The organism is Rathayibacter sp. VKM Ac-2926 (assembly GCF_022815565.1).
GTDB lineage: Bacteria > Actinomycetota > Actinomycetes > Actinomycetales > Microbacteriaceae > Rathayibacter > Rathayibacter festucae.
In genome coordinates this window covers 43,804-56,026 of sequence record NZ_JALGRS010000004.1, presented here as the reverse complement: position 1 = coordinate 56,026, position 12,223 = coordinate 43,804, and the positions used below count along the sequence as shown (strand labels likewise).

Genomic DNA, 12,223 nt, shown 5'->3' with positions numbered 1-12,223 from the left:
GACTCGGCTTCCGACGCCGGTGGATCTCGATACGCCCGCTGCGCGGGCTACTCGATCAGCATGGCTCGGTCCGCTGCGCGGGCCGCCCGACCGGCACGACGACGAAGGCGGGCGGAGGGACGCGTGTGCGTCCGCTCCGCCCGCCTCCGGGTGGGGTGGTGCCGGTCAGCCCAGGTGGCGCAGGAAGAGCGCGCCGAGCGGGGGCAGGATCAGCTCGGCCGAGGCGGGGCGGCCCGCCCAGGGCTCGTCGCGGGCCTCGACCGCGCCGAAGTTGCCGACTCCGGAGCCGCCGTAGATCTCGGCGTCCGTGTTGAGCAGCTCCTCCCAGCGGCCGGCCTCGGGGAGGCCGACGCGGTAGCCGTGCACCGGCGAGCCGGAGAAGTTGACGATGACCGCGACCGCGCGGCCGGCCTTGTCCTTGCGGAGGAAGGAGATCACGTTCGGCGCCGCGGCACCGCCGTCGATCCACTCGAAGCCGGCCTGGTCGTTGTCGAGCTCGTTCAGCGACGGGACCTCGCGGTAGAGCCGGTTCAGCTCGCCGACGAGGCTCCACAGCCCGCGGTGGCTCGGCTGGTCGAGGATCCACCAGTCCAGCCCGCGCTCCTCGGACCACTCCGAGTACTGCCCGAACTCCTGGCCCATGAAGAGCAGCTGCTTGCCCGGGTGCGCCCACATGAACGCCAGGTAGGCGCGCACGTTCGCCAGCTGCTGCCAGTGGTCGCCCGGCATCTTCTGGATCAGCGAGCCCTTGCCGTGCACGACCTCGTCGTGGCTGATCGGCAGCACGAACTGCTCGCTGAACGCGTAGACGAAGGAGAAGGTGATCTCACCCAGGTGGTACTGGCGCCACAGCGGGTCGTTCGCCATGTAGCGCAGCGAGTCGTTCATCCAGCCCATGTTCCACTTGAGCCCGAAGCCGAGCCCGCCGGAGACGGTGGGCTGGGTGACGCCGGGCCAGCTGGTCGACTCCTCGGCGATCATCATGATGCCGGGGTAGAGCTTGTAGGCGGTGGCGTTCACCTCCTGCAGGAAGCTGATCGCCTCGAGGTTCTCGCGGCCGCCGAACTGGTTCGGCAGCCACTCGCCCTCCTTGCGGGAGTAGTCGAGGTAGAGCATCGACGCCACGGCGTCGACCCGCAGGCCGTCGACGTGGAACTCCTCGAGCCAGAACAGCGCGTTGGCCACGAGGAAGTTGCGGACCTGGGTGTGCCCGAAGTCGAAGACGTAGGTGCCCCAGTCCATCTGCTCGCCGCGGCGCCAGTCCGGGTGCTCGTAGAGCGGCTCGCCGTCGAAGCGGGCGAGCGCGAAGTCGTCCTTCGGGAAGTGCCCGGGCACCCAGTCGACGAGCACGCCGATGCCGGCCTGGTGCAGCCGGTCGATCAGGTACTTGAGGTCGTCGGCGGTGCCGAAGCGGCTCGACGCGGCGTAGTAGCCGGTGACCTGGTATCCCCAGGAGCCGCCGAAGGGGTGCTCGGCGAGCGGCATGAACTCGACGTGGGTGAAGCCCAGCGTGGTGACGTACTCGATCAGCGGATCGGCGAGGTCGCGGTAGCCGAGACCGGGCTTCCAGGAGCCGAGGTGCATCTCGTAGACGCTGATCGGCTGGGTGTGCGGGTCGACGCTCGCGCGCTGCTCCATCCAGCCGGAGTCGCTCCACTGGTGGTGCGAGACGGGGACGCGCGAGGCGGTCGCCGGCGGCACCTCCGTCGCGCGGGCCATCGGGTCGGCCTTGCGGACCCAGCGGCCGTCCCGCGAGAGCAGGTCGAACTTGTAGGAGGCGCCGGGCTCGATGCCGGGGACGAAGATCTCCCAGACGCCGTTGACGCCGAGGTTGCGCAGGGCGTGGCCCTCGCCGCTCCAGTCGTTGAAGTCGCCGACGACGCGGGCGGCCTGGGCGTGCGGCGCCCAGACGGCGAACGAGGTGCCCCAGACACCCTCGTGCTCGCGGTGCCGCGCGCCGAGCGCCTCCCAGAGCCGCTCGTGACGGCCCTCGCCGATCAGGTAGAGGTCGAAGTCGCCGACCGTCTTCGAGAAGCGGTACGGGTCCTCGGCGGTCCAGGAGGAGCCGTCGCCGTAGTGCGCCTCGACGGTGTACGCCTGCGGGTCCTCGTCGTGGACGCCCTGCCAGAGGCCGTCGTGCAGGTGCTCGAGCTCGACGCGGACGCCGCCGGCCAGGACGGCCGTGACGGCGTCGGCGAGCGGCCGGCGGACGCGGACGACCGCGCCGCCGCCGGGGAGCGGGTGCTGCCCGAGGACGTCGTGGGGAAGCGCGTTGCTGCCGGTCGCCAGCTGCTGGAGGACCCACTCGGGGAACTCGGGGAGCGCGTCGACCTCGGCGTCCGGCGCCGGGGCGGGGTCGGAGTCGCTCGTCTCCGCGATCGGTGCGCCGGCCGCGGCGGTCGGCTCAGGCGGCGTCAGCGGCTCGAGGGTCGCGGACGGAGCGGTCGGCTCCGGCGGCGTGAGCGGCGCGGGGGTCGCGGACGCCGTGGCCGGCTCGGGCGGCAGCAGCCGCTCGGGCGGCGCGACGGGCTCGGGCGGGGTGAGCCGCTCGGGCGCTGCGGACGGCTCCTCGGCCGCAGGCTCCGCGACGTGCGCGCCCGTGGTCGTCGCCGAGCTCGTGCCGGTCGTCACGACCGTCTCCACGCGCGGCTCGACGCCCGCCGCGTCGGCGGGGCTGCCGGCCTCGGCGGGGACGACGTTCTGCGCCGGCCCCGTCCCGCGCCTGCTCTCGTCCGTGCTCTCGTCCGTGCTCTCGGCCGGGCTCGTGCCCTTGTCCTCGGGAACCGTCATCGTCCGTCCGCCTTCACGCTCAGGATGTGCACGGGCTCGACGAAGGAGTCGAGCCGCACGTAGTTGTCGCTGCCCCAGGTCCACACGGCCCCGGTGATCAGGTCCTCGACCTCGTAGGTCGCGCTCCAGTCCAGGCCGAGGGCCGGCAGGTCGATGTGCACCGTCGTCTCGCGCGCCGAGTGCGGGTCGGTGTTGACGACGACCAGGAGGGTGTCGTCGCTCCCGGTGCCGGTGAACGCGCGGTCCAGGTGCTTGGAGTAGACGAGGATCGCGTCGTCGTCGCTGCCGTGCACCTGCAGGTTGCGGCGCTGGGCGAGCGCGGGGTGCGCCCGGCGGATCTCGTTGAGCCGGGTGATGTACGGGGCGATCGTGGTCCCGGCGGCATCGGCCGCGGCCCAGTCGCGCGTCTTGTACTCGAACTTCTCGTTGTCGATGTTCTCCTCGGCGCCCGGGCGCGCGACGTTCTCGATCAGCTCGTAGCCGGCGTAGACACCCCAGAGCGGCGAGGCCGTCGCGGCGAGCGCGGCGCGGACCTTGTAGGCCGAGCGGCCGCCGTACTGCAGGTACTCGGTGAGGATGTCGGGCGTGTTCACGAAGAGGTTCGGCCGCATGTAGTCGGCCGTCTCGTGCGAGATGCTCGTGAAGAACTCCTCGAGCTCCTCCTTGGTGTTGCGCCAGGTGAAGTACGAGTACGACTGCTGGAAGCCGACCTTGCCGAGCGCCCGCATGATCGCCGGGCGGGTGAACGCCTCCGCGAGGAAGACGACCTCGGGGTTCTCGGCGTTGACCTCGTGGATGATCCACTCCCAGAAGTCGAGCGGCTTCGTGTGCGGGTTGTCGACACGGAAGATCTTCACGCCGAGCGAGATCCAGTAGCGCAGGACGCGGAGCGCCTCCTGGCGGATGCCCTGGGGGTCGTTGTCGAAGTTGATCGGATAGATGTCCTGGTACTTCTTCGGCGGGTTCTCGGCGTAGGCGATCGAGCCGTCCGGCAGCGTCGTGAACCACTCCGGGTGGCTGGTCACCCAGGGGTGATCGGGCGAGGCCTGCAGCGCGAAATCGAGCGCGAGCTCGAGGCCCGCGGCGGTGACGGCGTCGTGGAAGGCGGTGAAGTCCTCGACCGTGCCGAGGTCCGGGTGGATCGCGTCGTGCCCGCCCTCGGGGGCGCCGATCGCCCACGGCGAGCCGGGGTCGCCCGGGCCGGCGTTCAGCGTGTTGTTCGGGCCCTTGCGGAAGTTGCGGCCGATCGGGTGGATCGGCGGCAGGTAGAGCACGTCGAAGCCCATCGCCGCGACGGCGGGGAGGCGGTCGATCGCGGTGCGGAAGGAGCCGGAGGTGACGGTGCCGTCCTCGTTCCGGACCGCGCCCTCGGAGCGGGGGAAGAACTCGTACCAGGCGCCGACGCCGGCGCGGGTGCGCTCGACGTGCACGGTGCGCGGCTCGGAGACGCTCGCGAGGCTCATCACGGGGCGCGCGGTGAAGGCGCCGTGGACGGCGGGATCCTCGGCCGCGGCGAGGCGCGCCTCGGGGGAGAGCGACTCGTCCGCCACGGTGGCGGCGGCATCGGAGAGCAGGGAGCGCTCGGCCTCGGAGCGGGAGTCGTCGCCCGCCGCGGTGCGGAGGAGGCTCTCGCCGATCGCGAAGGTGACGGCGATGTCCAGGCCGGCCGGGATCTTGACCTCGGCGGTGTGCAGCCAGGTCGCCCAATCGTCGGCGAAAGCGCGGATGCGGTACGTCCAGTCGCCCTCGTCGTCGAGGAGGACGAGGCGCCCGTAGCGGTCGGTCCCGGTGGCGATCAGCGCCATCCGGTGCTCCGACTCGGTGCCGGCGGGGGAGGTGAGCAGCAGGTCGACGCCGATCAGGTCGTGCCCCTCGCGGAACGCGGTCGCCGCGAACGGGACGACCTCGCCGACGAAGGCCTTCGCCGGCCAGCGGTCGTCCTCGAGCCGCGGCTGCGGGTCGATGATCGGGATGCGCTCGGCGCGCACCCGGTACCCGGAGCCGGTCGGAGGGGACTGCTCCGCGGTCTCCGCCGCAGCCTCGGGAGCCGGCGCCGTGTCGGCCGTCCCCGGTGCCACGGGCGCCTGCGCCTGCGCGGCCGGAGCCGGTGCCGTGCGATCCTGCGCATCCGGTGCCGCCGCCTCGGGCGACGGGGGTGTCTGCGCGGCGGGAGTCTCCTCCCGGGCCGCACCTCCCCGAGCCGCTCGTCGTGCGTCCTTGCCGTGCGAAGCCTTGCCGAAAGGTGTCTGAGCCACGTCACGACAGTAGCGACCGGCGATGCCTTTGGCACGCCGGTTGCGAACGCGCGCGCCGCTGTGCAAAAGGGCCTGCGCCACGGCCGACGGCGCCTGCGGGCTCTCCGCTACAGTGTGCGAGCGCGACCGCCCCGGCCGTCCGCAGGGGGTGCTCGCCGGGGTCCGCAGTCGCCGCGATCAGCCGGTCGTCGCACCGGCAGAGAGTCGAGGAGTGCCGTGAAGGCCATCCGCCGCTTCACCGTCCGGTCGGTCCTGCCGCCCGAGCTGTCCGCGCTCGGCGAGCTGGCGGGCAATCTGCGCTGGGCCTGGCACGAGCCGACCCGGCGCCTGTTCGAGCGGGCGGACGCCGAGCTGTGGCAGCGCAGCGGCGGCGACCCGACCGCGCTCCTCGGCGCGATCGCGCCCGAGCGCCTCGCCGAGCTGGCCCGCGACCAGGGCTTCGTCGACGACGCCTGGCGCCTCCGCGACGACCTCGAGCGCTACCGCACCGAGCCGCGCTGGTACCAGTCGCTGCCGGAGTCGGCGCCGCGCTCGATCGCCTACTTCTCGCCCGAGTTCGGCATCGCCGCGGCGCTCCCGCAGTACTCCGGCGGCCTGGGCATCCTCGCGGGCGACCATCTCAAGGCGTCCTCGGACCTCGGCGTGCCGCTGACGGGCGTCGGCCTCTTCTACCGCTCGGGCTACTTCTCCCAGGGCCTCTCCGCCGACGGCTGGCAGCTCGAGTCCTACCCCTCGCTCGACCCCGACGGCCTGCCGCTGCGGATCGTGCGGCTGGCCGACGGCTCGGCGGCGCGGATCGTGCTGGCCCTCCCGGACGGACGCGCGCTCTACGCCCGGGTCTGGCGGGCCGAGGTGGGCCGGGTGACGCTGCTGCTGCTCGACACCGACGTCCGCGAGAACGAGGACGCTCTGCGGACGGTCACCGACCGGCTCTACGGCGGCGGCGGCGAGCACCGCCTCCTGCAGGAGCTGCTGCTGGGCATCGGCGGCGTGCGCGCCCTCGAGCTGTGGGCCGAGGTCTCGGGCACGCCGCTCCCGGAGGTGTTCCACACCAACGAGGGGCACGCGGGCTTCCAGGGGCTCGAGCGCATCTCCGGCCTGATCGGCTCGGGTCTCGACTTCGACCAGGCGCTGCAGGTCGTCCGGGCGAGCACCGTCTTCACCACGCACACGCCGGTGCCCGCGGGCATCGACCGCTTCGACCGCGGGATGATCGAGCAGTACTTCACCACCGAGCTGCTGCCGGGCGTGCAGATCGAGGACGTGCTGGCGCTGGGCTCCGAGTCGACCACGGGCGGCGCGAGCGACGTCTTCAACATGGCGTTCATGGGGCTCCGCCTGGCGCAGCGCTCCAACGGCGTCTCGAAGCTGCACGGCGAGGTCAGCCGCTCGATGTTCTCCGGTCTCTGGCCGGGCTTCGACACGGCGGAGGTGCCGATCGGCTCGGTCACCAACGGCGTGCACGCGGCGACCTGGACCGATCCGATCCTCCGGGGTCTCGCCCGCGACCGGCTCGGCACCGACGACACCACCCGCGCCGACTGGGCGTCCGGCGCCCTGAGCGACGGCGAGCTCTGGCAGGCGCGGCGCTCGATGCGCGAGCAGCTGGTGCGCGACGCCCGGGCGCGCGCCGCCCGCTCCTGGCGCGAGCAGAACCCCGGCGGCCTCACTCCGGCCTGGCTCGACGAGCTGCTCGACCCGGACGTGCTCACCATCGGCTTCGCCCGGCGAGTGCCCACCTACAAGCGGCTGACGCTGATGCTGCACGACCCGGAGCGGCTGCGCGCGCTGCTGACGCACCCGGAGCACCCGATCCAGATCGTGATCGCCGGCAAGTCGCACCCCGCCGACGAGGAGGGCAAGCGGCTGATCCAGAAGCTGGTCCGCTTCGCGCAGGAGCCGGACGTGCGCCGGCGGATCGTCTTCCTGCCCGACTACGACATCGCGATGGCGCAGCTGCTCTACCCGGGCACCGACGTCTGGCTGAACAACCCGCTGCGTCCGCTCGAGGCGTGCGGCACCTCCGGGATGAAGGCGGCGCTGAACGGCTCGCTGAACCTGTCGATCCTCGACGGCTGGTGGAACGAGTACTTCGACGGCGAGAACGGCTGGGCTATCCCGTCCTCCGACCGCGACCTCGACCCGGAGTCGCGCGACACGCTCGAGGCGGATGCGCTCTACGAGCTGCTCGAGAGCGAGGTCGTGCCGCGCTACTACGAGCGCGACCACGACGGAGTGCCGCGCCGCTGGGTGCGCTCGATCCGCCACACGCTGGCGACGCTCTCGCCGGAGCTGTCGGCCGAGCGGATGGTGCGCCAGTACGTCGAGGCGCTCTACCAGCCCGCCGCGGAGGCCGGGCGCGAGATCGCGGCCGACCACTTCGAGCCGGCCAAGGAGCTGTCGGCGTGGAAGCAGCGGGTGCGCGCGGGCTGGCCGGGAGTGGCGGTCGCCTCCGTGGAGTCCGGCGGCATCGACGCGGTGCCCCAGCGCGGCGACCGGCTCGCCCTGCGCGCGGGGGTGCGCCTCGGCGAGCTCTCGCCGGAGGACGTCACCGTGCAGGTCGTCTCCGGCACGACCGCGGCGGACGGCTCGCTCGTCGACGTGCGCCTGCACGAGCTCGAGGTGGCGGAGGAGTCGGGCGCGGTCGTGCCCGCCGACGCGGTCGGCCGCGTGCCCTACGCCGGCGAGATCGTCCTCGACCGCAGCGGCTCCTTCGGCTACACCGTCCGCGTCGTGCCGCGGCACCCGCTGCTCGCCCGCTCGGCCGAGCTCGGCCTGGTCGCGGCGGCCGGCTGACGCGCCCCCCATGCCGGTCGGGTAGCCGCGCAGCGGCGTCTCGAGCGGGGAAGCCGCTTCGCGTCTCAGCGATGAGCGAAAGGACGCGGCTGCGCCGCGACATGCTGGTCGAGTAGCCCCGCAGGGGCGTATCGAGACCCGACGTCACCAGCAGGGCTGGTCTGCAGACTCAGGTTCTGACGGTGGTGGATCTCGATACGCCCGCTCCGCGGGCTGCTCGATCAGCAGGGAAGCCCGCTGCGCGGGCTGCTCGATCAGCATTGACGTGGCCTCAGTGCATGCCGGTGGAGCTGCCGCGAAGCGTCCTCTCAGATGCATGCTGGTCGAGTAGCCGCGCAGCGGCGTATCGAGACCCGCCCCGCTCAGCGCGCGATGTCCGCCAGGGTCGCGCCCGTCGCGTCGACGAGGTCCGCCGGCGCGAGCTCGATGTCGAAGCCGCGCCGCCCGCCGGAGACGAGCACGGTGTCGTACAGCTCCGCCGTCTCGTCGAGCACCGTGCGGTGCCGCGTCTTCTGCCCGATCGGCGAGATGCCGCCGAGCACGTAGCCGGTGCGCCGCTGCGCGAGCGCGGGGTCGGCCATCGTCGCCCGCTTGCCGCCGACCGCCGCCGCGAGCTCCTTGAGCCCCAGCTGCCCGGTCACCGGCACGATGCCGACGACCAGCTCGCCGTCGACATCGACCAGCAGGGTCTTGAACACCCGCTCCGGCTCCACCCCGAGCGCCTCGGCCGCCTCGCCGCCGTAGCTCGCCGCCCCGGGATCGTGCCGGTACTCACGCGGCACGAAGGCGATCCCCGCGGCGGTCAGCGCGAGCGTCGCCGGAGTCCCCGGTCCGCCCTTCATCAGCTCGCGGCGGCCGGACGCGGGCCGTGCGCGGCGAAGAGCTGCATCGAGGTGCCGGCGACGCGGACGACCTGCCCCGGCTCGAACGACTCGCCGTGCTCGAGCGGCACCGCCTCCTCGCTGCTCCACAGCCGGGTGTACCCGGTGACGCCCTCGCTCTCGGCGAGGACCACCGAGGTGTCCGACTCGACGCCGTGCACGATCAGCAGGACGCGGTCGAACTCCTCCGTCTCTGGAGTGGACGCGGCCAGGTACTGCAGCGTGCGGTTCTCCGCCGAGGTCCAGTCGTGCTCGGACATCGTCCGCCCGTGCGCGTCGAACCACTGCATGCTCGTCGCTCCCGGCGTCACCGCACCGCCGCGCCCGTAGCGCGAGGGCCGCAGCGCCGGGTGCTCGCGGCGCAGGCGGATCAGCGTCCGTGCGTGCTCCCGCAGCTCGAGCTGCCAGTCGCTGCGCCCGTCCCAGCGCAGCCAGGTGAGGTCGGAGTCCTGGCAGTAGGCGTTGTTGTTGCCGCGCTGACTGCGGCCGAACTCGTCGCCGGCCGTGATCATCGGGACGCCGGCCGAGAGCAGCAGCGTCCCGAGCAGGTTCCGCATCGCCTTCCGCCGGCCACGGTTGACGGCGTCGTCGGCGGTCGGGCCCTCGAAGCCGTGGTTGAAGGAGCGGTTGGTGTCGGCGCCGTCGCGGTTCGACTCGCCGTTGCCGATGTTGTGCTTGACGTTGTAGGAGACCAGATCGGCGAGCGTGAAGCCGTCGTGCGCCGTGACGAAGTTGACGGAGGCGAGCGGCCCGCGCTCGAGCGAGAACGTGTTCGACGAGCCGGAGAGCCGGGTCGCGAAGCCGCCGATGCCGACCGGCGCCGTTCCCGCTCGCCGGGCGTAGTCGATGTCCGAGAGCCAGAAGTTGCGGGCGCGGTCGCGGTAGCGGTCGTTCCACTCCGACCAGCCGTCCGGGAAGTTGCCGGTCTGCCAGCCGCCCATGCCGACGTCCCACGGCTCGGCGATCATCTTCACGTCGGCGAGCGTCGGGTCCTCGACGGCCGCGCGCAGCAGCGGGTGGTCGCGCTGGAAGTGCGCGATCTCGTCCCGCCCGAGGGTCGCGGCCAGATCGAGTCGGAAGCCGTCGACCCCGACCTCGTCGGACCAGTAGCGGAGCGAGTCGAGCACCAGGCGCTGCGCGACCGGCCGGCCGAAGTCGATCGTGTTGCCGCAGCCGGTGACGTCGATGTAGTGGCCCTCGCCGGTCTGGCGGTAGTACGCCTGGTCGTCGATCCCGCGCAGACTCGAGCGCGGACCCTGCGGCCCCTCCTCGGCGGTGTGGTTGTAGACCACGTCGAGGATCACCTCGAGCCCGGCCTCGTGCAGCAGCTTGACCATGCCCTTGAACTCGCGCAGCACCGCGGTCGGGCCGCCGCGCTGCGCGGCGGGGGAGGCGTAGGCGGCGTGCGGGCTGAAGAAGTTGAGGGTGTTGTAGCCCCAGTAGTTGGTGAGCCCCTGGCGCAGCAGGCGCTGCTCCGAGACGAAGGCGTGCACGGGGAGGAGCTCGACGGCGGTGACCCCGAGGTCGAGGAGCGACGAGACGGTGGACTCGTGCGCGAGGCCGGCGTAGCTGCCGCGCAGCTCGACGGGCAGCGCCGGGTTGAGCTTGGTCAGGCCCTTCACGTGCGCCTCGTAGATCACGGTGCGATCCAGCGGCGTGCGCGGCTTCTCGGAGGAGCCCCAGTCGAAGGAGTCGTCCACGACGACGGAGCGCCACTCGTTCTCGGCGACCCGGTGCAGCCCGCGGGAGTAGGGCTCGAGCAGGGGGACCCGCGGATCGAAGCGGCCGGGGACGCCCGAGGGCCCGTCCACCTTGATCGCATAGCGCCGGCCGACCGTGAGCTGCGCCGCCCGGGCGGACCAGACGGCGTCGTCGCCGCGCACCAGCGGGACGGTGCGGGTGACCCAGCTGGGGTCCTTCTCGTCGTAGAGCAGCAGATCGATGGCGGTCGCGTGCTCCGACCAGACCCGCAGCTCACCGCCGTCCGCGTCCACGGCGACTCCGAGGCGGGCCAGGGAGTCGCGTGTCTGCATGCGATCTACAGTAGTGAGGGGCCGGAGACCTGCTCCGCACCCCGGACGCGGGACGGAGGGCGCCATGATCTATCTCGATCACGCGGCGACCACCCCGCTCCGGGCGTCGGCGCTCGCCGCCTTCGCCGAGGCGTCCACTCAGCCCGGCAACCCCTCGTCGGTGCACGGCTCGGGCCAGGAGGCGCGCCGCCGGCTCGAGGACGCCCGCTCCGCCATCGCCGTCGCGCTCGGCTGCGAGCCGATCGAGGTGATCCTCACCGCGGGCGGCACCGAGGCGATCAACCTGGCGCTGAAAGGCCTCTACTGGCAGCGCGTCGCGGAGTCCCCGGCGCGCACGCGCATCCTCGTGCCCGGCGGCGAGCACCACGCCACGATCGACACGGTGGAGTGGCTCGCGGCCCACGAGGGAGCCCGGATCGAGTGGCTCGCGCTCGACGCGGAGGGGACGCTGCGGCCCGAGACGCTCGAGGCGGCGCTCGCCGCGGATCCCGGCTCCGTCGCGCTGGTCTCCGCGCTCTGGGTGAACAACGAGATCGGCACGATCGCGCCGGTCGCCGAGCTGGCCGCGGTCTGCGCCCGCGCCGGCGTGCCGCTGCACCTCGACGCCGTCGCGGCGCTCGGCCACGTCCCGCTCGAGATCGCGGCGGTGCGGCGCGCCTCCGGCTCCCGCGACGGCGCGGGTCTCGTCGCGGTCAGCGTCTCGGGGCACAAGGTCGGCGGGCCGATCGCGACCGGCGCCCTCGTTCTGGCGCGCGATGCCCGGGTCGTGCCGGTGCTGCACGGCGGTGGCCAGCAGCGCGGGGTCCGCTCGGGCACCCAGGACGTCCCCGGGGCGGCGGCGTTCGCGGCGGCCGTGACGGAGGCGGTCGCGGAGCTGCCCGGCGAGGCGCTGCGGCTGGCGGCCCTGCGCGACCGGCTCGTCGCCGGGATCCTCGCGGCCGTCCCCGGTGCGACGCTGACCGGGCCGGCCGTCGACTCCGGCCGGCGGGTCGCGAGCAACGCGCACGTCGCCTTCCCCGGCGCGCAGGGCGACTCGCTCCTCTTCCTCCTCGACATGGCGGGCGTCTCGGTGTCGACCGGGTCGGCCTGCACGGCCGGCATCCCCGAGCCCTCGCACGTGGTGCTGGCGCTCGGCCGCAGCGAGGACGAGGCGCGCGGCGTGCTCCGGATGACGCTGGGCTGGACCACGACGGACGCCGACGTCGACGCGCTGCTCGCGGCGCTGCCGGGCGCGTACGCGCGGGCGGCCCGCGCCGGGTTGTCCAGCCGCGCCGTGCTCCCCGCCTGACGCCGCCTCCGCGCGCCCGCCCGCCCGGTCCGTTCTGCAGGTGTCCGGCGCGAGTCGCCCGATCCTCCGTGCAGGTCTGCGCCGAACGCGCGCGATCGCCTGCAGATCGGACGCGACGGGGGACGGACCGCCGCGAATCGCGCACACCGCACGCCCGCCGCCCGCTCGTAGACTCGGACG

General features: G+C 73.1%; 6 protein-coding genes. 2 read left to right on the top strand and 4 right to left on the bottom strand.

The annotated features are described in order from the left end of the window. Positions 1-165 precede the first annotated feature (165 nt). Both glgB and MT351_RS06455 read right to left on the bottom strand, forming a co-directional pair. Positions 166-2,790 carry a 1,4-alpha-glucan branching protein GlgB gene (gene glgB / locus MT351_RS06460; RefSeq protein ID WP_132437843.1) on the bottom strand — a complete coding sequence of 875 codons (2,625 nt, stop codon included), beginning with the start codon at positions 2,788-2,790 and terminating at the stop codon, positions 166-168. Next, entirely contained in the window at positions 2,787-4,868 is a 2,082-nt protein-coding gene (locus tag MT351_RS06455) for an alpha-1,4-glucan--maltose-1-phosphate maltosyltransferase (RefSeq protein ID WP_308197717.1), read from the bottom strand. The genes glgB and MT351_RS06455 overlap by 4 nt, the downstream gene beginning before the upstream one ends. A 393-nt stretch (positions 4,869-5,261) precedes the next feature. Between MT351_RS06455 and glgP the strand changes: the two genes are divergently transcribed. After that, positions 5,262-7,841, top strand: coding sequence for an alpha-glucan family phosphorylase (glgP, locus tag MT351_RS06450; RefSeq protein WP_132437845.1), 2,580 nt, complete (start codon positions 5,262-5,264; stop codon positions 7,839-7,841). 362 nt (positions 7,842-8,203) lie between these two features. On the opposite strand, the gene ybaK is transcribed toward glgP, so the two are convergent. Together ybaK and glgX are read right to left on the bottom strand one after the other, a co-directional pair. Continuing rightward, entirely contained in the window at positions 8,204-8,683 is a 480-nt protein-coding gene (ybaK, locus tag MT351_RS06445) for a Cys-tRNA(Pro) deacylase (protein ID WP_132437846.1), read from the bottom strand. Further along, positions 8,683-10,755 (bottom strand): glycogen debranching protein GlgX, encoded by a 2,073-nt coding sequence (gene glgX / locus MT351_RS06440; protein ID WP_132437847.1) that lies wholly within the window; start codon positions 10,753-10,755, stop codon positions 8,683-8,685. Before glgX ends, ybaK begins: the two co-directional genes overlap by 1 nt. Positions 10,756-10,819: 64 nt before the next feature. Here glgX and MT351_RS06435 point away from each other — a divergent pair, with 64 nt between their 5' ends. Next, entirely contained in the window at positions 10,820-12,043 is a 1,224-nt protein-coding gene (locus MT351_RS06435) for a cysteine desulfurase family protein (RefSeq protein ID WP_132437848.1), read from the top strand. Positions 12,044-12,223: the final 180 nt, after the last annotated feature.

What these genes read in the sequence shown, in the direction of transcription:
- glgB (WP_132437843.1), bottom strand. Translation starts at nt 2,790, where the DNA reads ATGACGGTTCCCGAGGACAAGGGCACGAGCCCGGCCGAGAGCACGGAC.
- ybaK (WP_132437846.1), bottom strand. Translation starts at nt 8,683, where the DNA reads ATGAAGGGCGGACCGGGGACTCCGGCGACGCTCGCGCTGACCGCCGCG.
- glgX (WP_132437847.1), bottom strand. Translation starts at nt 10,755, where the DNA reads ATGCAGACACGCGACTCCCTGGCCCGCCTCGGAGTCGCCGTGGACGCG.
- MT351_RS06435 (WP_132437848.1), top strand. Translation starts at nt 10,820, where the DNA reads ATGATCTATCTCGATCACGCGGCGACCACCCCGCTCCGGGCGTCGGCG.